Genomic DNA, 23,782 nt, shown 5'->3' with positions numbered 1-23,782 from the left:
CCCCTCACGTCCGTCAGGCGGTGAGCTTCTTGCTCATCCACTCGATGACGGCGGGGATCTCCCGCTTCCAGGTGTTGAAGTTGTGGCCGCCGCTGTTGAGCGTGATCGAGGAGACCTTCGTCGGCGGCTTCACCTTGCTGATGAACTCCGCCGTCGGCTTCTTGTTGCTCTCGCCCTTCTTGCTGGTGGTGACCAGCAGGGAGACCTTGGGCGCGGGCAGGTGGTCGAGCGCCCAGATCAGGTTGGCGCGCTTCTTCAGGTTCTCGTCGCCGCCGAAGAGGTCACCGGTCGTGGGGTCGTCGGCCGCCTTGTAGTCCGGGGAGAGACCGGCGCCCGCGGCGAACTTGTCCGGGTGCGCCATGGCGATCTTCAGGGCGCAGTAGCCGCCGGTGGAGTTCCCCATGAAGCCCCAGTTCTGCGGCTTCGTGCCCACGCGGTACGAGGCGGAGATCGCCTGCGGCAGGTCCTGGGCGAAGAACGTCTCGGTCTGCGGGCCGTTCGGGATGTTCACGCAGTTGGTGTCGCGCGGCGGTGCGACGGTCGGCCGCATCAGAACCATGATCATCGGCTGTGCCTTGCCCGCGCGGGCCTGCATCAGAGCGGTCTGGGGGTAGCGGAGCCCTTTGATCAGGTTCATCGCGATGCCCGGGTAGCCGGTGAGCACGACCGTGGCGGGGAACTGCTTCTTCTTGAACTCCGGCTGGAAGTACTCCGGCGGCAGGTAGACGTACGCCGGGCTGACGATCTTGGAGGCGCGGCCCTCGATCCGCACCTCCTGTATCTGACCGCCGACGGCCGGCTTGTTGCCGCCGGGCACGTCCATCGCCTGGGTGCCGATGAGCTGGGCCTCCTTGCTGCCGCCGCCGCTCGCGTGGTCGACGACGACACCCATCTGGTCCTCCTGCCCGAAGAGGTCAGCCCAGGAGCCGTAGAAGAGGAACGACTTGTTCGCGGCGAGGCCGACCGCTGCGAACAGTGCGAGCTGGGTCGCCAGCAGCATGCCGATCCTGCCCAGTACGGAACGCCAGGTACGCCCCGACAGGCGCGGCCAGAGCCAGATCGTGGCGGCGAAGAGCAGTACGGCCACCACAACGGCGAGCAGGAGAACCTTGGTACTGGTGAGACCCATGTCGAGATCGTTACTTCCTGGCTGAGAATTTCCTGAGAGCTGAGTGAACCCACCTCCCGCAAGCGCCGTCCTAGTGAACGCACAATGTCCGGACGGACCTTCTCCAGGTTCCACGGGCACAAAACCTCTCGCGGAACCTCGGGAAGCGATGTCAATCAGAATAGATGGGGATAAGTCCGGAGCGGTTCCGGATCGGGTTCGGCGGGTCCTGCGCGGACCCCGTCCCGAGTCGGTCCCTTCGCTGGTGGGCGCGGCCGTCATGATCGTGGGCCTGCTCGACATCGCCGCCGGGGTCTTCCCCCGTTTCCGGCACAGCCGCATGCACAGCCTGGCCGAGGTGCTGCCGGGGACGTTCGGGCCGTTCGCGGCCGCGTTCTCGCTCACCGTGGGCGTGCTGCTCCTGCTGCTGGCGCACGGGCTCAAGCGGCGCAAGCGCCGGGCCTGGCGCTCGGTGGTGTTCCTGCTGCCCGTCGGAGCGGTCGCCCAGTACACGTACCGGCACTCCGTCCTCGGTGTGCTGATCGCCCTCGCACTCCTGGCGCTGCTGATAGTCCATCGGAGTGAATTCGCCGCGCTGCCGGACCCGCGCAGCCGCTGGAAGGCGCTCACCAACTTCGTCGTGATGCTGATCGGCTCCCTCGCACTGGGCCTGCTGATCGTCAGTTCGCACCCGAGGAAGCTGATCGGCGACCCGAGCCTGCTGGAGCGCCTGGAGCACGTGCTGTACGGGCTGGTGGGCTTCGAGGGGCCGCTGTCGTACGGCGGACAGGTCTCCTGGACGGTCGGCTACTCCCTCGGCGCGCTCGGCTGGATCACCGCGATCACCACGGTCTACCTGGCCTTCCGCCCCGAGCACCCGGCCGCCCGCCTCACCGAGGAGGACGAGACGCAGCTGCGCGCCCTGCTCGCCAAGCACGGTGACCGCGACTCTCTCGGCCACTTCGCGCTGCGCCACGACAAGGCGGCGGTCTTCTCCCCCTCGGGCAAGGCGGCCGTCACCTACCGGGTGGTCTCCGGCGTGATGCTGGCCAGCGGCGACCCGATCGGCGACGTCGAGGCCTGGCCGGGCGCCATCGAGCGCTTCATGGAGGAGGCCAAGGCCCACTCCTGGACGCCGGCCGTGATGGGCTGCTCGGAGACGGGCGGCGAGGTCTGGACCCGCGAGACGGGCCTGGACGCCCTGGAGCTGGGCGACGAGGCGATCGTCGACGTCCCCGACTTCTCCCTCACCGGCCGCGCGATGCGCAACGTGCGCCAGATGGTCAAGCGCATCGAGCGCAACGGCTACGAGACCCGCGTACGCCGCGTCGGCGACCTGGACGAGGAAGAGCTGATCCGCATCCGCCGCGCCGCCGCCGACTGGCGCGGTACGGAGACGGAGCGCGGTTTCTCGATGGCGCTGGGCCGCGTGGGTGAGCCGGGCGACGAGGACTGCTTCATCGCCACCGCCCACAAGGCCGACGAGGAGGGCGCCGAGCCCGGCCCCTACGGCGACCTGAAGGCCGTCCTGCACTTCGTCCCCTGGGGCCCCGACGGCATGTCCCTGGACCTGATGCGCCGCGACCGCAGCGCCGACCCGGGCATGAACGAACTCCTCATCGTCGCCTCCCTGACCGCCGCCCCCTCCCTCGGCATCAGGAAGGTCTCGCTGAACTTCGCGATGTTCCGCTCGGCCCTGGCCCGCGGCGAGAAGCTGGGCGCGGGACCGGTCCTGCGGGGCTGGCGCGGCCTGCTCGTCTTCCTGTCCCGCTGGTTCCAGATCGAGTCCCTGTACAAGTTCAACGCGAAGTTCCGCCCCCGCTGGGAGCCCCGCTTCGTGGTCTTCCGCACCACGCGGGACCTGCCCCGCATCGGCTTCGCCGCGATGCAGGCGGAGGGCTTCGTCACCCTCGCCCTCCCCGGCTTCCTGCGCCGCAAGGCATCGGTCCGCCGCGGCCCCCAGCCGTGCGCCCATGTACCGGCCCAGCCGGTCCGCGAGGTGGAACGGGTCGCGTAGGGCGACAACTGGCCGGGAACGGGACCGCACCGAGGTGCGGTCCCGTTCCCGGCCACTGTCGTACGGGCCCTACGCCACCCGAATCGCGATCTTCCCCCGCGTGTGCCCGCCCATGCTCTCCCTGAAGGCGTCCGCGGCCCTCTCCAGCGGGTACACCGACGCCACCTCGATCTTCAGCTCTCCCCGCTCCACGAGCGCCCCCAGCTCGGTGAGGTCCGCCGTGTCCGGCCGGACGAAGACGTACGTCCCGCCCAGCCCGGTCACCGCGCCGTCCGCGATGGACGCCAGCCGCCCGCCCTCGGCCAGCAGCGACGGCGACACCTGGAGCGCCTCCCCGCCCACCAGGTCGAGCACCGCGTCCACCCCGCCGGGCGCGACCTCCCGCACCCGCTCCTCCAGCCCGTCCCCGTACGCGACGGGAACCGCGCCGAGCGACCGCAGGTAGTCGTGGTTGCGCTCGCTCGCGGTACCGACGACCTTCACCCCGAGCGCCCGCGCGATCTGCACCGCCAGCGAGCCGACGCCGCCGGCCGCCGCGTGCACCAGCACGGTCTCCCCTGACTTCACCTTCAGGCTCTTCACCAGCGCCTGGTACGCCGTGAGCCCGGCCAGCGGCAGCCCGGCCGCCTCCTCGAAGCTCACGTTCGCCGGCTTGCGCGCCAGCGTCCGCACGGGGGCCGCCACGTACTCCGCGAAGGTGCCCCGTCCCACGAGGTCCTCCCGTACGTAACCGACGACCTCGTCCCCCGCCGCGTACTCGGTCACCGCCGCACCGGCCTTCTCGACGACTCCCGCCACGTCCCAGCCGGGCACGACCGGGAAAACGGCGTCCAGCACCGGATCCAGGTAGCCGCCGAGGATCTTCCAGTCGACCGGGTTGACCGAGGCCGCCTTGACCTTGATCAGCACGGAGTCCGGGCCCAGCTTGGGCTCGGGCCGCTCGACGTACTCCAGGACGTCGGGGCTGCCGTAGGAGCTGTACGTAATGGCCTTCATCGAATGACTCCAAACTCTGCTGTCGCGAAACTCCGCTGTCGCGAAACTCCACGATGCCGAAGCTCCGCATCCACGAAACTCCGCGATCTCAACACTTGAGCATCTCAAGCAATACCTGGAACGGTAAGCCTCAATCATTGAGATGGTCAAGTTTCCCGGCGTACACTCATTGCCATGCCAGCCAACCCGCCGCACCCGGCCCCCGCATCCCAGGACGGAACCACCCCGCCCAGCAAGGCCGAGCTCGTCGACCGGCTGGCCGGGGCCTTCGGCCTCTACTACGGCGACTTCACCCTCGCCGCCGCCACCGAGTCACTCACCCCCAGCCAGGCCAAGGCACTCAGCGTGCTGCGCTACTCGCCTGCCCCGATGCGCGCCCTCGCCACACTGCTGGCCTGTGACGCCTCCAACATCACCGGCATCGTCGACCGGCTGGAGAAGCGCGAACTGGTGCGCCGCGAGCCCAGCCCCACCGACCGCCGCGTCAAGAACGTCGTCCTGACCGTCGCCGGCGAGGTCACCATCGACGCCATCCGCGCCCGCATGCACACCACACTGGACGCCCTGGACACCCTGGACGACTCGGAGCGCACCGCCCTCTTCACACTCCTGGGCCGGGTTTTCCCCGACGGCAGGAGCGGTCCGGAGAACACCCGCTGACGCCTACGCTTGGCGCATGAGTACGTTGCGCACGCGCCCCGCCGATGGACTGCCGGAAGGACTCCCCGAGGGCTCCGCGGCCTCTCCCACGGGTCTTCCCCAGTGGGACCGCTGCGCGGTCATGGGGGTCGTCAACGTCACGCCGGACTCCTTCTCCGACGGCGGCCGCTGGTTCGACACCGCCGCGGCCGTCAAGCGCGGCCTCGCCCTGGTCGCGGAGGGCGCCGACCTGGTCGACGTGGGCGGCGAGTCCACCCGCCCCGGAGCCAGCCGCGTCGACGCCGACGAGGAGCTGAAGCGGGTCGTGCCCGTGGTGCGCGGCCTGGTCTCCGAGGGCGTGACCGTCTCCGTCGACACCATGCGCGCCACCGTCGCCGAACAGGCCGTCGCCGCCGGCGCGGTGCTGGTCAACGACGTCAGCGGCGGCCTCGCCGACCCGGCCATGATCCCGGCCGTCGCCGCCACCGGAGCCCCCTTCGTCGTCATGCACTGGCGCGGCTTCAGCGAGAACATGAACAGCCTCGCGGTGTACGAGGACGTCGTCGCCGAAGTCCTCGCCGAACTCCGCACCCGGGTGGACGCCGTCGTCGCGGGCGGCATCGACCCGAGCCGCATCGTCGTCGACCCCGGCCTCGGCTTCGCCAAGCAGGCCGAACACGACCTCGCCCTCCTCGCCCACCTCGGCGACCTGCGCACCCTGGGCCTGCCCCTGCTGGTCGCCGCCTCCCGCAAGCGCTTCCTCGGCCACGTCCTGGCCGGCGAGGGCGCCGCCCCGCCGCCCGCCCGTGAACGCGACGCCGCCACCGCCGCCGTCTCCGCCATCGCCGCGCACGAGGGCGCCTGGGCGGTGCGGGTGCACGAGGTGCGGGCCACCGCCGACGCGGTCCGGGTCGCACGCGCCGTCGCCGGCGCCCGTCGGCAACGTACGAGCACATCAGCGGCAGGCCCCCGGTGACCCCCCGAGGCACCGACATCGAGCAGGTCGAGCTGGCCAACACGGCGTTCTACGAATGCCTGGAGCGCGGTGACTTCGAGGAGCTGTCCGCGCTCTGGCTGGACGACGAGATCTCCTGCGTGCACCCCGGCTGGCCGGTGCTCTCCGGGCGCGGCGAAGTCCTCCGCTCGTACGCGCTGATCATGGCGCACACGGACTACATCCAGTTCTTCCTCACCGACGTGAAGGTCTCCGTGATGGCCGACACGGCCCTGGTGACCTGCACCGAGAACATCCTCAGCGGCGGCCCCGCCGACGAGGAGAGCGGCGAGCTGGGTCCGCTGGTCGGCCAGCTGGTGGTCGCCACCAACGCCTTCCGGCGCACCCCGGACGGCTGGCGGCTGTGGGCGCACCACGGCTCGCCCGTGCTGGCCGACGCGGATGACGACGAGGGCGCCGACGACTCCTGAGGCTCCACGGCACGACCCGGTGAAACCCCCTCCCTTCGATTCCTCCTCCCGAGGGACGGCGAATCCACACAAAGCGTGGGTAGAAGCACCACAGAATCCACCGGAGGCACGCCCTCCACGCGACCCGCGGGCAGGGTCTGTCAGTGCTCGCAGGTAGATTCGGTTCTCAGGTGATGTGCCGCCCGCATACGGCACGGACCCCCGATGACTACGAACAGCAGGAGTGATTCGCGTGGATCGTGTCGCGCTGCGCGGCCTCAAGGCCCGTGGGCACCACGGCGTGTTCCCCAGGGAACGCGAAGAGGGCCAGACCTTCATCGTGGACCTCGTCCTCGGCCTGGACACCCGTCCCGCCGCAGCCGACGACGACCTGACGAAGACCGTCCACTACGGCGTGGTCGCCGAGGAGGTCGTCGAGGTCGTCCAGGGCGAGCCGGTCAACCTGATCGAGACGCTCGCCGAGCGGATCGCCCAGCAGTGCCTCAAGCACGACGGGGTCGAGGAGGTCGAGGTGACGGTCCACAAGCCCGACGCCCCGATCACCGTCCCCTTCGACGACGTGACCATCACCATCACCCGGAGCCGTGTATGAAGCCCATGCAGAGCGACCCCACCGTCCAGCCGGTTCCCACCTCGGTCACGGAGCAGGTCGACGCCGCCGACATCACCCTCTCCAACCCCAAGTGGGCCGTGATCGGCCTCGGCTCCAACCTCGGCAACCGCCTGGAGACCCTCCAGGGCGCGGTGGACCTCCTGGAGGACACCCCGGGCGTCCGCGTCAAGGCGGTCTCCCCGGTGTACGAGACGGAGCCGTGGGGCGTCGAGAGCGGCTCCCAGCCCTCGTACTTCAACGCGGTCGCCCTGGTGAAGACCACCCTCCCCCCGGCCTCCCTGCTGGAGCGCGGCCAGGCCATCGAGGAGGCCTTCGACCGGGTCCGCGAGGAGCGCTGGGGCCCGCGCACGATCGACATCGACATCCTGTCGTACGCCAACGTGGTCTCCGACGATCCGGTCCTCACCCTCCCCCACCCCCGGGCCCACGAGCGCGGCTTCGTGCTGGCCCCCTGGCACGACGTGGACCCCGAGGCCCAGCTCCCCGGCCGCGGCACGGTCGCCGAGCTGCTGGCCGCCGTCTCCACCGAAGGCGTACAAGCCCGCGCCGACCTGGAACTCCGACTGCCCGAGTAAGCGTTGATGTCATACGACACTGGTGTCGTACGGACCCAGACGAGGTACGGACACGGGTGACGACGACATGACGGAAAGCGGAGCTTCGTGAAGCAACTACGGCTCGGAGTGCTGATCGGCCTGTTCGCCGCGGCCGGGGTGCTGTCCTGGGCGGGCGCCCGGCTGTGGGCCTCGATCGACACGCTGCCCGGCGTGCCGGTCGCGGCCCCGATCGTGCTGGCACTGATCGCCGCCGTGCTGCTGGCGACGGCCCTCTCCATGCGCTCCCGGCTGCGCGCCCAGCGCGAGCGCCGGCCCGGCGCCAAGGGCGTCGACCCGATGATGGCCGCCCGCGCGGTCGTCTTCGGCCAGGCCAGCGCCCTGGTCGCCGCCCTCGTCGCCGGTCTGTACGGCGGCGTGGGCGTCCACCTGCTCACCGAGGCCCTCGACCTCCCCGCCCGCCGCGACCAGGCCCTCTACGCGGGCTTCTCGGTCCTGGCGGGCGCGGCGGTGGTCGCCGCCGCCTTCTTCCTGGAGCGCGTCCTGCGCCTCCCGGACGACGACGAAGGGGCCCCGGCGGCCGACGCCGCCTGAGCCCCTTCGTACGTACGGAGAAATCCTCAGCGGGCCATGATCAGGCTCATCGCCTCGGCCCGGGTGGCGGGGTCGCGGAGCTGGCCGCGCACCGCCGAGGTGATGGTCTTGGCGCCCGGCTTGCGGACTCCGCGCATCGTCATGCACATGTGCTCGCACTCCACGACGACGATCACGCCGCGCGGCTCCAGGATCTCCATCAGCGAGTCGGCCACCTGGGTGGTCAGCCGCTCCTGCACCTGCGGGCGGCGTGCGAAGACGTCCACGAGGCGGGCCAGCTTCGACAGGCCGGTGATCTTGCCGTCGGAGGACGGGATGTAGCCGACGTGGGCGACGCCGTGGAACGGGACCAGGTGGTGCTCACAGCTGGACATGACCTCGATGTCCTTGACCAGAACCATCTCGTCGTGACCCAGGTCGAACGTCGTCGTCAGGACGTCCTCGGGCTTCTGCCACAGGCCCGCGTATATCTCCTTGTACGCCCGCGCCACCCGCCCCGGAGTCGCCCGCAGGCCCTCGCGGTCGGGGTCCTCTCCGACGGCGATGAGGAGCTCGCGCACCGCGTTCTCGGCGCGCTTCTCGTCGAACTCGCCGATGGTGGCCTCGCCGTCCAGCGTCACCGGGTCGGTCATCAGTGCCTCGTTCCTGTGGTTCATCCGCGCAGGCATACAAGAATGCCGCGACCCCCAGGCTAAAACCTGGGGGTCGCGGCATCCATTCCGGGCCGGTGTGACACCGGCGACGGAACGGGACTAGCTGTTCTCCGGGCGCTCCTCCGGGACCGCCTCGGCCGGCGTGGCGTCCTTGGTCACCGAGGTGATCGCGGGCGTCGTGCCGTTGGCCGCACCGTTGGTGAGGGCCAGCTCCTTGGGCGAGAGCACCGGCGGGCGCGTGGAGGGCGTCCGGCGGGAAGAACCGGTCCACGCGGGGCGGGCCGGGCGCTTCACGATCGGCTGGAAGATCTCGGCGATCTGCTCCTTGTTCAGCGTCTCCTTCTCCAGGAGGGCCAGAACGAGGTTGTCGAGGACGTCGCGGTTCTCGACCAGGATCTCCCACGCCTCGTTGTGCGCGGTCTCGATGAGCTTCTTGACCTCTTCGTCGACGAGCGCGGCGACCTCTTCCGAGTAGTCGCGCTGGTGCGTCATGTCCCGGCCCAGGAAAGGCTCGGTGTTGTCGCCGCCGAACTTGATCGCGCCGAGGCGCTCGGTCATGCCGTACTGGGTGACCATCGCGCGGGCCGTGCCGGTGGCCTTCTCGATGTCGTTCGCGGCGCCGGTGGTCGGGTCGTGGAAGACCAGTTCCTCGGCGGCGCGGCCACCCAGCATGTACGCCAGCTGGTCGAGCATCTCGTTGCGGGTGGTCGAGTACTTGTCCTCGTCGGGCAGGACCATGGTGTAGCCCAGTGCCCGGCCGCGGGACAGGATCGTGATCTTGTGGACCGGGTCCGAGTTCGGGGAGGCCGCCGCGACCAGGGCGTGACCGCCCTCGTGGTACGCGGTGATCTTCTTTTCCTTGTCGGACATGATCCGGGTCCGCTTCTGCGGGCCCGCCACGACGCGGTCGATCGCCTCGTCGAGCATGTGGTTGTCGATCAGCTTCTGGTTGCTGCGCGCGGTGAGCAGCGCGGCCTCGTTCAGCACGTTCGACAGGTCCGCGCCCGTGAAGCCGGGCGTACGACGGGCAACAGCGCCCAGGTCCACGTCCGGGGCGACCGGCTTGCCCTTCTGGTGGACCTTGAGGATCTCCAGACGGCCCTGCATGTCCGGACGGTCGACCGCGATCTGCCGGTCGAAACGGCCCGGGCGCAGCAGCGCCGGGTCGAGGATGTCCGGGCGGTTGGTGGCGGCGATCAGGATGACGCCGCCCTTCACGTCGAAGCCGTCCATCTCGACGAGCAGCTGGTTGAGCGTCTGCTCGCGCTCGTCGTGACCGCCGCCCATGCCGGCGCCGCGGTGGCGGCCGACGGCGTCGATCTCGTCGACGAAGACGATCGCCGGGGCGTTCGCCTTGGCCTGCTCGAAGAGGTCACGGACACGCGAGGCGCCGACACCCACGAACATCTCGACGAAGTCGGAACCCGAGATGGAGTAGAAGGGGACCCCCGCCTCGCCGGCGACGGCGCGCGCGAGGAGCGTCTTGCCGGTGCCGGGCGGGCCGTACAGCAGCACGCCCTTGGGGATCTTGGCGCCGACGGCCTGGAACTTCGCCGGCTCCTGGAGGAACTCCTTGATCTCGTGGAGCTCCTCGACCGCCTCGTCGGACCCGGCCACGTCGGCGAAGGTCGTCTTCGGGGTGTCCTTGGTGATGAGCTTCGCCTTGGACTTCCCGAACTGCATGACCCGGGAGCCGCCGCCCTGCATCTGATTCATCAGGAACAGGAAGACGACGACGATCAGGACGAAGGGCAGCAGGGAGAGCAGGATCCCGACGAAGGCGTTCTGCTTGGTCGGGGTGACCGTGTAGCCCTTGTCGAGCTTGCCCTGTTCGATTTTCTGGTCGAGCTTCGCGGCGAGCTTGGAGCCCTGGTCCCCGATGTAGCTCGCCTGGATCTTGGTGCTGTCGTCGACCTTCTGGCCGTCCTTCAGCTCCACCTTGATGATCTGTTCGTCACCAGTGGTCAGTTTGACCGAACGAACCTTGTCGGTGTCGATCGCCTGGATGACCTTGCCGGTGTCGACCGTCTTGTAGCCGCCAGACGAGCCGACGACCTGCATCAGCACGACCACGGCGAGGACGGCCAGCACGATCCACATGACCGGCCCACGGAAGTATCGCTTCACGTCCATCCATACGGGGCGAACTGCGCCCCGTCCCTCCTGCCCGTAGGTAAATGCCGCTGAATAAAAGACTGTTCTTCGGACGGTACCCCAGCATTGTCACCCGCGACCGCAGGGGACGGCTGACAAAGCTGCCTTCCCCTGCTCCAACGGCGGGAATTGCGCGAGGGTTCCCCGATATGGCCCTGAGGTGTCCCGGGGGGCCGGACGGGGCCCGGCCGACGGGGTCCTGCGGGGTGTCAGCCCCCGTAGACGTGCGGCGCGAGAGTGCCGACGAAGGGGAGATTGCGGTACTTCTCGGCGTAATCCAGGCCGTATCCGACGACAAACTCATTCGGAATGTCGAAACCGACCCACTTCACGTCGATGGCGACCTTCGCGGCCTCCGGCTTGCGCAGCAGAGTGCACACGTTGAGGGAGGCCGGCTCGCGCGAGCCGAGGTTCGACAGCAGCCACGACAGCGTCAGGCCGGAGTCGATGATGTCCTCGACGATCAGGACGTGCTTGCCCTTGATGTCGGTGTCCAGGTCCTTGAGGATCCGGACCACACCGGAGGACTGGGTGCCCGCGCCGTACGAGGACACCGCCATCCAGTCCATGGTGAGCGGGGTGGACAGCGCACGCGCCAGGTCCGCCATCACCATCACGGCGCCCTTGAGGACACCGACGATGAGCAGGTCCTTGCCCGCGTACTCCGCATCGACCTGCGCCGCCAGCTCGGCCAGCTTCGCGTCGATCTCTTCCTTGGTGATGAGCACCGACTTGAGGTCGGTGCCCATGTCGTTCGCGTCCACCCGCATCACTTTCGTAGAACTTCGGCCCTGCCGAATCAGCCCTGCCGAATGACCAGTCTGCCACCCTGCCGCTGAGCCTCCACCCGGCCGGGGAGGTTGATGACCCCCTGCCCCCGCCATCCGGTGATCAGCCGGTCCACCTCCTCGATGTGCCGGGCGAAGAGAGATCCGGCGGGCGAGCCCACCTCGATGACCGCTTTGCGGAGCACCCGGCGGCGCACCGCGGGCGGCAGCGCGTAGAGCTTGGCGCACTCCAGGCGGCCGGTGTCGTCCCTGACGGAACGGTCCGCCTCGGCCGCCCAGTGGTCGAGGGCGTCCGCGTCGTCGCGGGAGAGCTGGGCCGTCCGGGCGAGGGCCTCGACGACGCCCTTGCCGAGCGCCTTCTCCAGGGCGGGCAGGCCCTCCTGGCGGAGCCGGGAGCGGGTGTAGGCGGGGTCGGCGTTGTGCGGGTCGTCCCAGACGGGCAGGGACTGGACCATGCAGGCCTTGCGGGCGGTCTGCCGGTCGAGCTGGAGGAAGGGGCGGCGGTAACGGCCGGCCGCCCCCGAGACGGCCGCCATTCCGGACAGGGACCGGGTGCCGGAGCCGCGGGCGAGGCCGAGGAGGACGGTCTCGGCCTGGTCGTCGCGGGTGTGGCCGAGGAGGATCGCGGCCGCCTGGTGCCGCTGGGCGGCGCCGTCGAGGGCCGCGTACCGGGCGTCGCGGGCGGCGGCCTCGGGGCCGCCCGCCCGTCCCACGGTCACCGAGACGGCCTCGGCGGGGGTGAGGCCGAGCGCGGTCATGCGGGCGACCACCTCGGCGGCCCGGGTGCCGGAGCCCGCCTGGAGGTTGTGGTCGACGGTGATGCCGCCCGCGCGGACGCCCAGCTTGGGCGCCTCGAAGGCGAGTGCGGAGGCGAGCGCCATGGAGTCGGCGCCGCCGGAGCAGGCCACGAGCACGAGCGGCGGGGTGGCCGTCTCGTGCGGGTCATGGTGTGCACGGTGGTCGTTGAGTACGTCGTGGAGTACGCGGCGGACCGCCAGGCGTATCGCCGCGACCGCAGGATGGGGACCCATGTCCGGTGCCCTTCGGTGGAGTTGGGGTGCCTCGGGAGGAGGACGCCTCTGTCACTGAGAGTGCGTAGATGGTGACAGAAACGAGCGGTTACCCGAGCATTGCACGCCTACCCAGCGCTTACGGTCCCTCAGATGGGTGATTTAGGGAGCGTTTCTCTTACCGTTCCTGCCGTCGCACGCACCGGTTTCACGCTTCTCCCTTACGGTGCACCCTCGCGACCCAGTCCGCCGGTTTGGCGATCTCGGACTTGGTCGGGAGCGTGTTCGGAGAGGTCCAGATCCGGTTGAAGCCGTCCATGCCGACCTCCTCGACGACCGCGCGGACGAACCTTTCGCCGTCCCGGTACTGGCGCAGCTTGGCGTCCATGCCGAGCAGCCTGCGCAGCGCGAGGTCGAGCCGGGAGGCGCCCTTGGCGCGGCGCTGCTGGAACTTCTCCCGGATCTCCGCGACGGAGGGCACGACCTGCGGGCCGACGCCGTCCATGACGTAGTCCGCGTGTCCTTCGAGCAGCGACATCACGGCGGTGAGGCGCCCGAGGATCTCCCGCTGGGCCGGGCTCTGCACCAGTTCGACCAGGCTGCGGCCGCCCTCGTCCTCCTCGCCCTCCGGACGGCTTCCCGAGAAGGACTGCACCGCTTCCCTGACCCGCTCCAGGAGCGTCATCGGGTCGACGTCGGTCTCGCTCAGGAAGGCCTGGATCTCGCCCTCCAGGTGGTCGCGCAGCCACGGCACGGCCGTGAACTGGGTGCGGTGGGTCTCCTCGTGCAGGCACACCCACAGCCGGAAGTCGTGCGGATCGACCTCCAGCTCGCGCTCCACGTGGACGATGTTCGGGGCGACCAGCAGCAGCCGTCCGCCGCCGTTCTCGCCGGAGGGCAGGTCGCGGGTGGCGGGGGCGAAGGTCTCGTACTGACCGAGCACCCGCGAGGACAGGAACGACAGCAGCATCCCGACCTCGACGCCGGTCACCTTGCCGCCGACCGCGCCGAGCACCGCGCCGCCGGGGGTGGAGCTGCGACGCTCCTCCATCTTCTTCAGGAGCGGCTTGAGCAGTTCCCTGAAGCCCGCGACGTTGGCCTTCACCCAGCCGGCCCGGTCGACGACCAGGACCGGGGTGTCCTCGGGCTCGTGCCCCTCGGGGATCATCCGGGTGAACGCACGCACATGTTCCTCGGAGGCCTTCGCGTGCCGGCGCAGCTCCGCGACGACGGCGCGCGCCTCGTCCCGGCTGATGTCCGGTCCTGGCCGTACGAATCGGGTCGCGGTCGCGACCGCGAGCTTCCAGTCGACCATCCCTGATGAGGCTGCACCACCGAGGCTCGTCATGCGTCAACCGTACGTTGCCGAGTGGTGCGGCGGGAGTTGATGCGGGCCCCTCTCGAAGTGGAGCCCGGCGGTCCGGTCCTTACGGGCTACGGAGCCACGGTCAGCGCCGAGGCCAGGGTGTCGAGGGCCTTCTGGGCGGCGTCCGCGTCGACGGTGTCGCCCGCGAGGAAGGCGAAGGCGACCAGGCGGCCGCCCTTGGTGACGGCGGTCCCGGCGAGGGTGTTCACCCCGGAGAGCGTGCCCGTCTTGGCCCGCACCAGGCCGGGCCCGGCCGCCCCTGCGTACCGGGTGCGCAGGGTGCCGCTGAATCCGGCGACCGGCAGGCCGGTGAGGACGGAGCGCAGTTCGGGGTGGGCGGGGTCGGCGGCCCGCGCCAGCAGGCCCGTGAGCAGCGCGGCGGACACCTTGTCGGCGCGGTCCAGGCCGCTGCCGTCGGCGAAGTGGGCCCCGTTCAGCAGACCGGCGGCCGGGAGGTCCAGCTTCGCCAGCCGGTCGTGCACGGCCTTGCCCGCGCCCGCGAAGCTGACCTCCTCGCCCGCGGCGAGCGCGGTCTGCCGGGCGAGGGCCTCGGCGATGTCGTTGTCGCTGTTGGTGAGGGTGCGCTCGACCAGCGCCGACAGCGGTGCGGAGAGCACCTTGGCGACGGGCTCGGCGTCCTGGGCGGCCTTCTCCGGGGCAGGCTCCCCGGTCACCTCGACGCCCGCGCCGCGCAGCTCCCGGGCGAAAGCACGGGCCGCGTCCCCTGCCGGGTCGGGGGTGCGGTCGGCGGTGCCGCTGCTGGAGCCGTCGACGCGGCCCTCGTTCACCATCAGGGAGGTGACCCGGGCGAGGTTCTCGTTGCCCTTGCCGATGGGGTGGATGTCGGGTCCCGTGTACAGGCTCGTGTCGTACGCGACGGAGACCGGCCCGGCGCCCTTGTCGCGCAGGGCGCGTGCCGTGTCCGCGGCGAGGGTGCGCAGGCCGTCCTTCTCCAGGGTGGGGTCGCCGCCGCCCTTGAGGACGACCTTCCTGCCGTCGGGGGCGGCGAGCACCGTGGTGGCGATGCGGTGGTCGGGGCCGAGGGCGGAGAGGGCGGCGACCGTGGTGGCGATCTTCACCGTGGAGGCGGGGGTCATCACGTTCCGCTCCCCGCTTCCGTACAGCTGCTTGCCCGTGGCGGCGTCCACGACGGAGGCGGACTGCACGGAGCCGAGGGCACCACTGGCGAGCAGCGGTTCCAGCACCTCTTTGAGGTGCTCGGACTGAGCACCGGCGCCGGAGGGAGCGCCGAGTGCGCTCAGGACGCCGCGCGCACTGGGTGCGGGGGACGGTTCGGCGGGGTCGGGGCGTACGGATTCGTGATGTGCGCCACCCGTACGGTCCTGTGCGGCCGCCAGGTCCCGCTCGGCCTTACGCTGACCGGAGTCCCAGGGCCCCGCCACGGCCACGGCACCGGCCGCAAGCGCCAGTCCGGCGACGGCGGAGCCCGCCGTGAGCTGCCAGGTCTTGAGCTTGGGCACTGCGGACCAGCCCCTTTCGCGATCACAGGTCTGCGTGAGGGACACTTAATCACTGCGTCTTGCGCGAGCACGGCACCCCGCGGGGCACTTCCGACCCATTCGGCCGGGGCTCCGGGGGTCGGTTTCCTCCGGGGGGACGCAGATTCCCAGAAGACTGTGTTGATCATGGAGGAGCCACCCGTGGAGTTCGACGTCACCATCGAGATTCCGAAGGGTTCGCGGAACAAGTACGAGGTGGACCACGAGACCGGCCGGATCCGCCTGGACCGTCGACTCTTCACCTCGACCAGCTACCCCGCGGACTACGGCTTCGTCGAGAACACCCTCGGCGAGGACGGTGACCCGCTGGACGCGCTGGTCATCCTGGACGAGCCCACGTTCCCGGGCTGCGTCATCAAGTGCCGCGCCATCGGCATGTTCCGTATGACGGACGAGGCCGGCGGCGACGACAAGCTGCTGTGCGTCCCGGCGTCGGACCCGCGCGTGGAGCACCTGCGCGACATCCACCACGTGTCGGAGTTCGACCGCCTGGAGATCCAGCACTTCTTCGAGGTCTACAAGGACCTGGAGCCGGGCAAGTCGGTCGAGGGCGCCGACTGGGTCGGCCGCACCGAGGCCGAGGCCGAGATCGAGGCCTCCTACAAGCGCCTTGAGGCGCAGGGTGGGGCTCACTGAACTGCGCGTTTGCGCTAGCCAGTCCCGTGCGGCGGGCGGTTCCCTCTGGTGAGGGGGCCGCCCGTTTGCTTGTACGCGGCCGGTCCGGGCGGGACCGGGGGGTGCAGCGGGGCGGGTGCGGGGGTAGGGGCGCCGGGGTGGGCCGGGAACGGGGAGAGCCTCCCCCTTGCCCGGCGGCATCGGGTTGAACGTGGACATACTGGGCGGGCGGGAATGTTGGAGCCTGGAGCGGCGGGAGCGAGGCGAGTGGTGGCCAAGGCGCAGGGCGGCGAAGGCGGCAAGGGCGGCCCCCGGGAGACGGGGTCCGACGAGGTCGAGGACCGCAAGCCGCAGTCGGACGAGGCACGGAGCGCGTTCACGCCGCCGTCCGGCGTGAAAAAGGCCTCCGGGGCCGGTGCCGCGCCGGCGAAGGCGCCCGCGAAGACCTCCGGGGCCGGTACGACGACCGCGAAGGCCTCCGGCGCCGGTGCCGCGCCCAAGAAGCCCGCCGCGGCCCGAACGGCCGCCGCGGCCCCGACGGACACCGTCCCGCGCGGTGCGCGCAACCCGTCCGTGACCACCTCCGGGATCGGGGCCACCCAGGCCATTCCGGTGGTGACGCCGGACGAGGACCAGTCGGTGACGTCGGAGTTCGCGCTGCCGCAGGGGCTGAAGGCCGCTCCGCCGGTCGAGGAGGACCAGCCGACCTCGGAGTTCCAGCTTCCGCAGGGGCTGACGCCCGAGGCGCCGCCGGTGCAGGAAGGTTCCGCCTTCGACGTGCCGAAGACGGCGGCGCAGAAGCGCAGCGCGAGCGGCTTCGACGCCCCGAGGACGTACAGCGCACGGCATTCGCCCCCGGCGTTCACGCCCGCGCACGGGATACCCATGGTCAAGCTGACCAAGGAGGCCCCCTGGCAGGACCGGATGCGCACACTGCTGCGCATGCCGGTGGGAGACCGTCCCGTACCGGACAGCGTGCAGCGGCACGGCGACGACGAGGACTCCGGTCCCGCCGTCCCCCGCGTGCTCGACCTCACCCTGCGCATCGGCGAGCTGCTGCTCGCGGGCGGCGAGGGGGCCGAGGACGTCGAGGCGGCCATGTTCGCGGTGTGCCGGGCCTACGGGCTGGACCGCTGCGAGCCGAACGTCACCTTCACGCTGCTGTCCATCTCGTACCAGCCCTCCCTGATCGACGACCCGGTCACCGCGAGCCGTACCGTCCGCCGCCGCGGCACCGACTACACCCGGCTGGCGGGCGTCTACCGGCTGATCGCGGACATCACGGCCGAGGACACCGACGTCACCCTGGAGGACGCGTACCGGCGCCTCGCGGAGATCCGGCGCAACCGGCACCCGTACCCGGGCTGGGCGCTGACCGCGGCCAGCGGGCTGCTCGCGGGGTCCGCGTCCGTCCTCGTCGGCGGTGGGGTGCTCGTCTTCATCGCGGCGGCGCTCGGGGCGGTCCTGGGCGACCGGCTGGCGTGGCTGTGCGCGGGGCGGGGGCTGCCGGAGTTCTACCAGTTTGTGGCGGCGGCGATGCCTCCGGCGGCGATGGGGGTGGGGCTGGCCTTCGTCCCCGAGAGCGTGGTGAGCGGAATCCTGCCGTCCGCCGTGATCACCGGTGGGCTCTTCGCCCTCCTGCCCGGACGGGCGCTGGTGGCGGGCGTGCAGGACGGCCTGACGGGCTACTACATCACCGCGTCGGCCCGGCTGCTCGAAGTCATGTACTTCTTCATCGCGATCGTGCTGGGCGTACTGATCGTGCTGTACGCGGGGTCCGGGCTGAACCCGAACCTCCACCCGGACGCCACGATGCACGTGCAGTCGCGGCCGGTGATCCAGATCCTGGCCTCGATCGTCCTGTGCTTCGCCTTCGCGATCCTGCTCCAGCAGGAGCGGAACACGGTGATCATGGTGGCGCTGAACGGTGGTGTGGCCTGGGTCGTCTTCGGCGCGATGAACACCACGGGGAAGATCTCGGCCGTCGCTGCCACAGCGGTCGCAGCCGGCCTGGTGGGCCTCTTCGGCCAGCTCTTCTCGCGCTACCAGTACGCCTCCGCGCTCCCATACGTCACTGCGGCGATCGGGCCGCTGCTGCCGGGTTCGGCGACGTACTACGGACTCCTCGGCATCGCCCAGAACAACCTGAGCGCGGGCCTGGCCTCGCTCTCCAAGGCGGCCGCGATCGCCCTGGCCATCGCGATCGGCGTGAACCTGGGTGGCGAGATCTCCCGCCTCTTCCTGCGCATCCCGGGCGCAGGCCGCGACGGCAGCACCCGCCGCGCGGCGAAGCGCACGAGGGGCTTCTGACGCACCCCTTTCAGGGGCGCGGGGAACTGCGCGAGCAACCAAACAACAAGCCGCGCGGCCGAGCGCTTTAGGTGAAGGGGCGGGACCGGGGCGAAAACCGGGGGTCCGGGGGCGGAGCCCCCGGCAGGAACAGCACCCCTCCAGACAGCGTCAGCGCTTCGCGTGCCGCCCCCGCTGCGGCGGATTGTTCGGCGGGTTCTGCGGCCGAAGAATCTGCGTGGCCTGATCCTGCTCGGCCCCGTAGGGAGCCTGGGTGCCGTACGGAGCCTGGGTGCCGTACGGCGCAGGCGGGGCGGCCGGGTGCTCCGGGGCGGCATTCTCGACGGCCGGCGCCGGCGCCGGGTTCTTCTTCGCCTGGCTGCGCGCCTTCAGCACCTCGATCACGATCGGCACGACCGAGATCAGCACGATGCCGACCAGGATGAACTCGATGTGCTTGTGCACGAACTCCACATTGCCGAGCGCCGCACCCAGCAGCGTCACCCCGGCGCCCCACAGCACGCCGCCGATGATGTTGTACGTGATGAACACCCGGTAGTTCATCTTGCTGACGCCGACGATGATCGGCGTGAACGTCCGCACGATCGGCACGAAGCGGGCCAGGATCAGCGCCTTCGGCCCGTGCTTCTCGAAGAACTCGTGCGCCTTCTGGACGTTCTCCTGCTTGAAGATCTTCGAGTCCGGCCGCCGGAACAGCGCCGGACCCACCTTCCGCCCGAACAGGTACCCGACCTGGTCGCCGAGGATCGCCGCCAGCACGATCAGCGTGCACAGCAGCCACAGCGGCATGTCCAGCTTGCCGGTGGTGACCAGCAGTCCCGCGGTGAACAGCAGGGAGTCACCGGGCAGGAAGAAGCCGATCAGCAGCCCCGACTCCGCGAAGACGATGGCCAGCAGGCCCCACGGTCCGAACGTGTTGAGCAGATAGTCCGGGTCCAGCCAGCTCGGTCCGAGCGCAAGCGTATTCACGGGTTCCGGACTCCTGGGGGGATGGGATGCGGGGGCTGGGCAAAAGTATCAACGCGCGTGGGTACTTCCGGGTTCCCCCGGCCCTCCCAGGGTGCACTCTGCCCAGACCGGCGCAAAGCTCTCCGTAGGAACCCGAGGGGTCCCGGAGCGAAGTCGGCCGGAAGAGGAGACAGCGATGGGCATTGAGGAGTACGGCGGCGGCCAGAGCACCAAGGCGGACATTCTGGTCGTCACGACCAATGACGTCCCTGGTTACCGGGTGGACCAGGTCATCGGCGAGGTCTTCGGCCTCACCGTCCGGTCGCGCCATCTGGGCAGCCAGATCGGCGCGGGCCTGAAATCGCTCGTCGGCGGCGAGCTGAGGGGCCTTACCAAGACCCTGGTGGAGACCCGCAACCAGGCCATGGAGCGGCTCGTCGAGCAGGCCCGGGCCCGGGGTGCGAACGCCGTGCTCATGATGCGCTTCGACGTCACGGAGGCGGCGGACGTGGGCACCGAGGTGTGTGCGTACGGCACGGCGGCCGTCATCAGCAGGATCTGAATCCCCTGCGGTGACAGGTAAGGGGCGGCCGCCTGGTGGCCGCCCCTTACCTGTCACAGGTGCCTGTCACAGGTGCCTGTCACAGGTAACCGGTCACACGTGCCGCAGCGCGTTCGCCAGCATCGCGTCGCGCATGTAGACGGCGAGTCCGGGCCGGATCGCCTCGTAGGTGGCTGTGAACCTCTCGTCGGCGACGTACATCTCCCCGAGGTTCGTGTGCATCTCGTATCCGCACTCGTACTGACTGCCGGAGATGAACCTGCGGTGTTCCTCGGCGACGTCCATCGCCCGCTCGTCGCTCGCCGGGACGCCCTCGGCAAGCAGGTCGGCCATCCGGCGGTGGATCGCGTCGAACTCCTCGGTGAACCGCTTCCAGTCCTCCTTGGTGTACGCAGCGGTGCGCCGCTGCGACTCGCGCCAGGCGTCGGTGTCGCCCCAGCGCCGCTCGGCCTCCTCCGCGTGGTCGTCGGGGTCGAAGTCGCCGAAGACCTCGAACTTCTCCTCGGGCGTGAGGTTGATGCCCATCTTCCGTGCCTCCATGGCCGTTTCGACGGCGGCGGCCATCTCCTGGAGCCTTTCGATCCGGTCGGTCAGCAGGGTGTGCTGCCGCCGCAGGTGTTCCCGCGGATCGGTCGCCGGATCGTCCAGGAGTGCCGCCACCTGGTCGAGAGGGAAGCCGAGCTCCCGGTAGAACAGGATCTGCTGCAACCGGTCGAGGTCACTGTCGCTGTAGCGGCGGTGCCCCGCACTGTTGCGCTCGCTCGGGGAGAGCAGGCCGATGGCGTCGTAGTGGTGCAAGGTGCGCACGGTCACGCCGGCGACCTCGGCGACCTTCCCCACGGAATGACTCATGACTGCCCGCTGCCCTCTCTTGCGGTGGGTTTTCCTTCGGTACGCCCTCAGCCTGCGTCCTCACGTCGCGTGAGGTGCAAGCCCGACACCGCGAGGGCACCGTCCGAGAGGTCCGTCGCACCCCATAGGCACCTCTCCTCAAATTTGACTAGAGTGCCGGGCATGGCCGAGAAGACGATTCCGCTGCTGCCCTGCCAGACGATCCAGCCGGTGGTGGACTTCTACACCGCGCTGGGCTTCGCGACGACGTTCCTCCAGAAGAGCCCGTATCCGTACGCCGTGGTGGAGCGCGGCGACATCGAGCTCCAGTTCTTCGGAATGAAGGCGTACGACCCCGCCGTGTCCTACTCCGGGGTGTACGTCCTGACCGACGACGTGGAGTCCCTCTTCGCGGACTTCCGGGCGCGCCTGAAGGCGGCGTACGGGAAGATCCCGGCGCGCGGGCTGCCGCGCATCGGGCCGCTGAAGAACATGAGCTACGGCGTACGGCAGTTCCTGATGACCGACCCCGGCGGGAACTCGATCCGGATCGGGCAGCAGATCAGCGAGGACCAGAGCCACCGCAGGGCGCCCTCGGAGACCTTCGCCCGCGCCCTGCACCACGCGGCGCTGTTCGTCGACTCCAAGGAGGACCTGGAGGGCGCCGCGAAGGTGCTGGACCGGGCGCTGGCCGTCACCGACGAGACGCCGACGCCCGCCCAGCTCGTACAACTGCTGGTGCTGCGTGCGGACGTGACACAGCGGACCGGTCACCCCGAAGCGGCGACGGCGCTGCTGGAGCGGGCGCAGGCGGTGGTGCTCACCGACGACGAGCGGGAGGCAGTGACCGACGACCTGCGGCGGGCCGAGGAGCTGCGCGAGGCGCTCCTCGGCCCGTGAGGAGCCGCCAACAGCCTCCGCTCCTCGCTTACTCGCCGAGTTCGTAGGAGTTCTTGCCGTCCAGGGACTCGCGGATGATGTCGGCGTGGCCCGCGTGGCGGCCCATTTCGGTGATCAGGCGCAGCAGCACCCAGCGCAGCGAGACGTCCTCCTTGGGGAACCACGGGGCGTCGGGCAGCGAGAAAGTGGCGTTCAGGTCGCTGGCGCGGCTGAACTCGGCGCCCTTGCGGGCGACTTCGGCCCACTGGTCGAGCATCGAGGCGACCGTCTCGCCCTTGTCCGCGACGAGGCGGAAGCTCTCGTCCCAGTCGGCCTCGGTGCGCTCGATCGGCGCGATGTCGCAGCCGGCCAGGGCGAGCCAGTTCTGCTCGACCTCGGCGACGTGCTTGAGGAGCCCGGAGAGGGACAGCTCGCTGGCGCTGGGGGTGGTGGCGGCCTGCGCGTCGGTGAGGCCGCCCAGGGCGTTGCGGATGCCCTGGCGCTGCTCGTCCAGGAAGGCGAGGAGGGTGGAGACCTCGTCGGTGCAGTTTTCGGCGCTGACGTGCAGGACCATGGCGGGCCGTCCTTCGTGGAGTCACTGTGCTGAGCGGGGCTCTGTGCGGAACAAGGACTACGTTAGGAACCCTTGCGGACAACTTCTGTCCGCAACGCGGCACCTCAGAAGGGGAATTCCGAGCGGCCGTGCTGCACCGAGATCCACTTCTGGGTGGTGAAGACGTCGACGGTCGACTCGCCGTTCATGCGCCCGAGGCCGGAGGCCTTCTCGCCGCCGAAGGCGACCAGGGGGTCGTCCTGGATGGTGGAGTCGTTGATGTGCATCATCCCGGTCTCGATGCGCTGGGCGAAGCGCACGCCGCGCTCCACGTTGCGGGTCATCACCGCGCCGCTGAGGCCGTACGGGCTGTCGTTGGCCATGCGTACGGCCTCCTCCTCGCCGTCGAAGGCCAGCAGCAGGGCGACGGGGCCGAAGATCTCCTGCTCCAGGATCGGCGAGCCCTCGGGGAGGCCCGCGAGCACTGTCGGTTCGACCAGGTTGCCGCGCGTAGCGCCCCGTACGAGAGCGGTGGCGCCCGCGGCGAGGGCCTGGTCGACGAGGCCGGTGAGGGCGTCGGCGTGGAAGGTGTTGATGACGGGGCCGAGCTGGGTGGCGGGGTCGGCCGGGTCGCCGGTGCGCAGGGCGCGTACGCGGGCGACGAACTTCTCGGTGAACTCCTGCTCCACGGACCGGTCGACGAGGATCCGGTTGGCCGCCATGCAGACCTGGCCCTGGGAGACGAAGCGGCTGAAGACGGCCGCGTCGACCGCGTAGTCGAGGTCCGCGTCGTCCAGGACCACCAGGGCGCTGTTGCCGCTGAGGGAGAGGATCGTGCGCTTGAAACGGGCTCCGGCGACGGCGGCCACATGGCGGCCGGTGCGGTCGGAGCCGGTGAAGGAAATGACCTTCGGGACCGGGTGCTCCAGGAGAGCGTCGCCTATCTCCGCTATGTCGGTGATCAGAACGTTCAACAATCCCGCCGGAAGCCCCGCCTCCTCGAAGAGGTGCGCGACGAGTCCGCCGCCGACCACGGGGGTGTTCTGATTCGGCTTGATGACGACGGCGTTGCCGAGCGCCAGCGCCGGCGCCGCGGCCTTGATGCCGGTCAGGAAGGGGAAGTTGAAGGGACTGATGACACCGACGACGCCGACGGGGATCCGGTGGACGCGGTTCTCCTTGCCGGGGATCGGGGAGGAGAGGATGCGCCCCTCGGGGAGGGTCGCCAACTGTGTTGCCTCGCGCAGGAATTCCTTCGCCAGACCCACCTCGAAGCGGGCCTTCACCAGGGTGCCGCCGACCTCTTCGGTGATCGCGGCGACGATCTCGTCCTCGCGCTGCTCCACCAGGCGCAGCACCCGCTCGATCACGTCCCTGCGCGCGTACGCGTTCACGGCCGCCCAGGAGCGCTGGGCACGTTCCGCCGCACGGTAGGCGTCGTCCACCTCGGCGACGGACGCGACGGTAATGGCAGCGAGCTTCTCCCCGTTGTACGGGTTGAAGTCGATGATGTCCCACGAGCCGCTGCCGGGCCGCCACGCGCCGTCGATGTACTGGTGGGCCAGGTCGGTGAAGAAGGACATGTGATCCCTTAGCTCTGCTTCCGCTCCGTCGCGTCGCCGCCGCGCGTTCCTGTCAACGTACATC

23 protein-coding genes are annotated in these 23,782 nt (G+C 70.1%); 11 read left to right on the top strand and 12 right to left on the bottom strand.

Annotated features, from left to right (window positions below):
• Window positions 1–13: 13 nt before the first annotated feature.
• Window positions 14–1,129, bottom strand: coding sequence for an alpha/beta hydrolase (locus IE269_RS33115; protein WP_189826941.1), 1,116 nt, complete (start codon window positions 1,127–1,129; stop codon window positions 14–16).
• Window positions 1,130–1,277: 148 nt separating this feature from the next.
• Here IE269_RS33115 and IE269_RS33110 point away from each other — a divergent pair, with 148 nt between their 5' ends.
• Window positions 1,278–3,125 carry a phosphatidylglycerol lysyltransferase domain-containing protein gene (locus tag IE269_RS33110; RefSeq protein WP_189826940.1) on the top strand — a complete coding sequence of 616 codons (1,848 nt, stop codon included), beginning with the start codon at window positions 1,278–1,280 and terminating at the stop codon, window positions 3,123–3,125.
• A 69-nt stretch (window positions 3,126–3,194) separates the two neighbouring features.
• On the opposite strand, the gene IE269_RS33105 is transcribed toward IE269_RS33110, so the two are convergent.
• Complete coding sequence (locus tag IE269_RS33105; RefSeq protein WP_189826939.1) at window positions 3,195–4,121, bottom strand: NADP-dependent oxidoreductase; 927 nt, start codon at window positions 4,119–4,121, stop codon at window positions 3,195–3,197.
• A 174-nt stretch (window positions 4,122–4,295) separates the two neighbouring features.
• On the opposite strand from IE269_RS33105, the gene IE269_RS33100 reads away from it, so the two are divergent.
• The 6 genes from IE269_RS33100 to IE269_RS33075 all read left to right on the top strand — a co-directional run bounded on the left by IE269_RS33100 (window position 4,296) and on the right by IE269_RS33075 (window position 7,946).
• Entirely contained in the window at window positions 4,296–4,781 is a 486-nt protein-coding gene (locus tag IE269_RS33100) for a MarR family winged helix-turn-helix transcriptional regulator (RefSeq protein ID WP_189826938.1), read from the top strand.
• Between the two features lie 16 nt (window positions 4,782–4,797).
• The gene (gene folP / locus IE269_RS33095) at window positions 4,798–5,736 is read left to right on the top strand and encodes a dihydropteroate synthase (protein ID WP_189826937.1); all 939 of its coding nucleotides are present in this window, start codon (window positions 4,798–4,800) and stop codon (window positions 5,734–5,736) included.
• On the top strand, window positions 5,733–6,185 hold the full coding sequence (locus tag IE269_RS33090; protein ID WP_189826936.1) for a nuclear transport factor 2 family protein: 453 nt from the start codon (window positions 5,733–5,735) through the stop codon (window positions 6,183–6,185). The genes folP and IE269_RS33090 overlap by 4 nt, the downstream gene beginning before the upstream one ends.
• A 232-nt stretch (window positions 6,186–6,417) precedes the next feature.
• Complete coding sequence (gene folB, locus IE269_RS33085) at window positions 6,418–6,777, top strand: dihydroneopterin aldolase (protein WP_189826935.1); 360 nt, start codon at window positions 6,418–6,420, stop codon at window positions 6,775–6,777.
• Window positions 6,774–7,373 (top strand): 2-amino-4-hydroxy-6-hydroxymethyldihydropteridine diphosphokinase, encoded by a 600-nt coding sequence (folK, locus tag IE269_RS33080; protein WP_189826934.1) that lies wholly within the window; start codon window positions 6,774–6,776, stop codon window positions 7,371–7,373. Before folB ends, folK begins: the two co-directional genes overlap by 4 nt.
• A gap of 87 nt (window positions 7,374–7,460) precedes the next feature.
• Window positions 7,461–7,946, top strand: coding sequence for a DUF3180 domain-containing protein (locus tag IE269_RS33075; RefSeq protein ID WP_189826933.1), 486 nt, complete (start codon window positions 7,461–7,463; stop codon window positions 7,944–7,946).
• A 26-nt stretch (window positions 7,947–7,972) separates the two neighbouring features.
• On the opposite strand, the gene folE is transcribed toward IE269_RS33075, so the two are convergent.
• From folE to dacB, 6 genes are all read right to left on the bottom strand, one after another.
• Window positions 7,973–8,578 carry a GTP cyclohydrolase I FolE gene (folE, locus tag IE269_RS33070; RefSeq protein WP_189827004.1) on the bottom strand — a complete coding sequence of 202 codons (606 nt, stop codon included), beginning with the start codon at window positions 8,576–8,578 and terminating at the stop codon, window positions 7,973–7,975.
• 120 nt (window positions 8,579–8,698) lie between these two features.
• Window positions 8,699–10,732: an ATP-dependent zinc metalloprotease FtsH gene (gene ftsH, locus IE269_RS33065; protein WP_189826932.1), complete on the bottom strand. Its 2,034-nt coding sequence runs from the start codon at window positions 10,730–10,732 to the stop codon at window positions 8,699–8,701.
• Between the two features lie 230 nt (window positions 10,733–10,962).
• Window positions 10,963–11,523: a hypoxanthine phosphoribosyltransferase gene (hpt, locus tag IE269_RS33060; RefSeq protein WP_189826931.1), complete on the bottom strand. Its 561-nt coding sequence runs from the start codon at window positions 11,521–11,523 to the stop codon at window positions 10,963–10,965.
• Between the two features lie 29 nt (window positions 11,524–11,552).
• The gene (tilS, locus tag IE269_RS33055) at window positions 11,553–12,572 is read right to left on the bottom strand and encodes a tRNA lysidine(34) synthetase TilS (protein ID WP_189826930.1); all 1,020 of its coding nucleotides are present in this window, start codon (window positions 12,570–12,572) and stop codon (window positions 11,553–11,555) included.
• A gap of 187 nt (window positions 12,573–12,759) precedes the next feature.
• Window positions 12,760–13,899: a zinc-dependent metalloprotease gene (locus IE269_RS33050; RefSeq protein ID WP_189826929.1), complete on the bottom strand. Its 1,140-nt coding sequence runs from the start codon at window positions 13,897–13,899 to the stop codon at window positions 12,760–12,762.
• Between the two features lie 86 nt (window positions 13,900–13,985).
• The gene (gene dacB, locus IE269_RS33045; RefSeq protein ID WP_189826928.1) at window positions 13,986–15,398 is read right to left on the bottom strand and encodes a D-alanyl-D-alanine carboxypeptidase/D-alanyl-D-alanine endopeptidase; all 1,413 of its coding nucleotides are present in this window, start codon (window positions 15,396–15,398) and stop codon (window positions 13,986–13,988) included.
• 180 nt (window positions 15,399–15,578) lie between these two features.
• Here dacB and IE269_RS33040 point away from each other — a divergent pair, with 180 nt between their 5' ends.
• Both IE269_RS33040 and IE269_RS33035 read left to right on the top strand, forming a co-directional pair.
• Window positions 15,579–16,073 carry an inorganic diphosphatase gene (locus IE269_RS33040; protein ID WP_185034151.1) on the top strand — a complete coding sequence of 165 codons (495 nt, stop codon included), beginning with the start codon at window positions 15,579–15,581 and terminating at the stop codon, window positions 16,071–16,073.
• 567 nt (window positions 16,074–16,640) lie between these two features.
• A complete protein-coding gene (locus tag IE269_RS33035; protein WP_472941469.1) occupies window positions 16,641–18,362 on the top strand; it encodes a threonine/serine exporter family protein in 1,722 nt (573 codons plus the stop codon).
• Window positions 18,363–18,512: 150 nt separating this feature from the next.
• Here IE269_RS33035 and IE269_RS33030 read toward each other — a convergent pair whose 3' ends face one another.
• Window positions 18,513–19,331 (bottom strand): DedA family protein, encoded by an 819-nt coding sequence (locus IE269_RS33030; protein ID WP_189826927.1) that lies wholly within the window; start codon window positions 19,329–19,331, stop codon window positions 18,513–18,515.
• A 175-nt stretch (window positions 19,332–19,506) separates the two neighbouring features.
• Here IE269_RS33030 and IE269_RS33025 point away from each other — a divergent pair, with 175 nt between their 5' ends.
• Entirely contained in the window at window positions 19,507–19,872 is a 366-nt protein-coding gene (locus IE269_RS33025; protein WP_189826926.1) for a YbjQ family protein, read from the top strand.
• 93 nt (window positions 19,873–19,965) lie between these two features.
• Here IE269_RS33025 and IE269_RS33020 read toward each other — a convergent pair whose 3' ends face one another.
• Window positions 19,966–20,724 carry a MerR family transcriptional regulator gene (locus IE269_RS33020; RefSeq protein WP_189826925.1) on the bottom strand — a complete coding sequence of 253 codons (759 nt, stop codon included), beginning with the start codon at window positions 20,722–20,724 and terminating at the stop codon, window positions 19,966–19,968.
• A 162-nt stretch (window positions 20,725–20,886) separates the two neighbouring features.
• Here IE269_RS33020 and IE269_RS33015 point away from each other — a divergent pair, with 162 nt between their 5' ends.
• Complete coding sequence (locus IE269_RS33015; RefSeq protein WP_189826924.1) at window positions 20,887–21,603, top strand: bleomycin resistance protein; 717 nt, start codon at window positions 20,887–20,889, stop codon at window positions 21,601–21,603.
• Window positions 21,604–21,631: 28 nt separating this feature from the next.
• Here IE269_RS33015 and IE269_RS33010 read toward each other — a convergent pair whose 3' ends face one another.
• Window positions 21,632–22,156: a DinB family protein gene (locus IE269_RS33010; protein WP_189826923.1), complete on the bottom strand. Its 525-nt coding sequence runs from the start codon at window positions 22,154–22,156 to the stop codon at window positions 21,632–21,634.
• A 104-nt stretch (window positions 22,157–22,260) separates the two neighbouring features.
• A complete protein-coding gene (locus tag IE269_RS33005; protein ID WP_189826922.1) occupies window positions 22,261–23,718 on the bottom strand; it encodes an aldehyde dehydrogenase family protein in 1,458 nt (485 codons plus the stop codon).
• Between the last annotated feature and the right edge of the window lie 64 nt (window positions 23,719–23,782).

It is taken from the genome of Streptomyces spiroverticillatus (assembly GCA_014650415.1).
GTDB lineage: Bacteria > Actinomycetota > Actinomycetes > Streptomycetales > Streptomycetaceae > Streptomyces > Streptomyces spiroverticillatus.
The sequence above is the reverse complement of the archived record's forward strand: the minus strand, read 5'-3'. Positions and strand labels throughout refer to the sequence as shown.

Coding starts and splice junctions, on each gene's coding strand:
- IE269_RS33100 (WP_189826938.1), top strand. CDS start 4,296: ATGCCAGCCAACCCGCCGCACCCGGCCCCCGCATCCCAGGACGGAACC.
- ftsH (WP_189826932.1), bottom strand. CDS start 10,732: ATGGACGTGAAGCGATACTTCCGTGGGCCGGTCATGTGGATCGTGCTG.
- IE269_RS33005 (WP_189826922.1), bottom strand. CDS start 23,718: ATGTCCTTCTTCACCGACCTGGCCCACCAGTACATCGACGGCGCGTGG.
- IE269_RS33050 (WP_189826929.1), bottom strand. CDS start 13,899: ATGACGAGCCTCGGTGGTGCAGCCTCATCAGGGATGGTCGACTGGAAG.
- IE269_RS33015 (WP_189826924.1), top strand. CDS start 20,887: ATGGCCGAGAAGACGATTCCGCTGCTGCCCTGCCAGACGATCCAGCCG.
- hpt (WP_189826931.1), bottom strand. CDS start 11,523: ATGCGGGTGGACGCGAACGACATGGGCACCGACCTCAAGTCGGTGCTC.
- IE269_RS33105 (WP_189826939.1), bottom strand. CDS start 4,121: ATGAAGGCCATTACGTACAGCTCCTACGGCAGCCCCGACGTCCTGGAG.
- folP (WP_189826937.1), top strand. CDS start 4,798: ATGAGTACGTTGCGCACGCGCCCCGCCGATGGACTGCCGGAAGGACTC.
- IE269_RS33020 (WP_189826925.1), bottom strand. CDS start 20,724: ATGAGTCATTCCGTGGGGAAGGTCGCCGAGGTCGCCGGCGTGACCGTG.
- IE269_RS33010 (WP_189826923.1), bottom strand. CDS start 22,156: ATGGTCCTGCACGTCAGCGCCGAAAACTGCACCGACGAGGTCTCCACC.
- IE269_RS33115 (WP_189826941.1), bottom strand. CDS start 1,129: ATGGGTCTCACCAGTACCAAGGTTCTCCTGCTCGCCGTTGTGGTGGCC.
- IE269_RS33110 (WP_189826940.1), top strand. CDS start 1,278: ATGTCAATCAGAATAGATGGGGATAAGTCCGGAGCGGTTCCGGATCGG.
- folE (WP_189827004.1), bottom strand. CDS start 8,578: ATGACCGACCCGGTGACGCTGGACGGCGAGGCCACCATCGGCGAGTTC.
- IE269_RS33025 (WP_189826926.1), top strand. CDS start 19,507: ATGGGCATTGAGGAGTACGGCGGCGGCCAGAGCACCAAGGCGGACATT.
- tilS (WP_189826930.1), bottom strand. CDS start 12,572: ATGGGTCCCCATCCTGCGGTCGCGGCGATACGCCTGGCGGTCCGCCGC.
- folK (WP_189826934.1), top strand. CDS start 6,774: ATGAAGCCCATGCAGAGCGACCCCACCGTCCAGCCGGTTCCCACCTCG.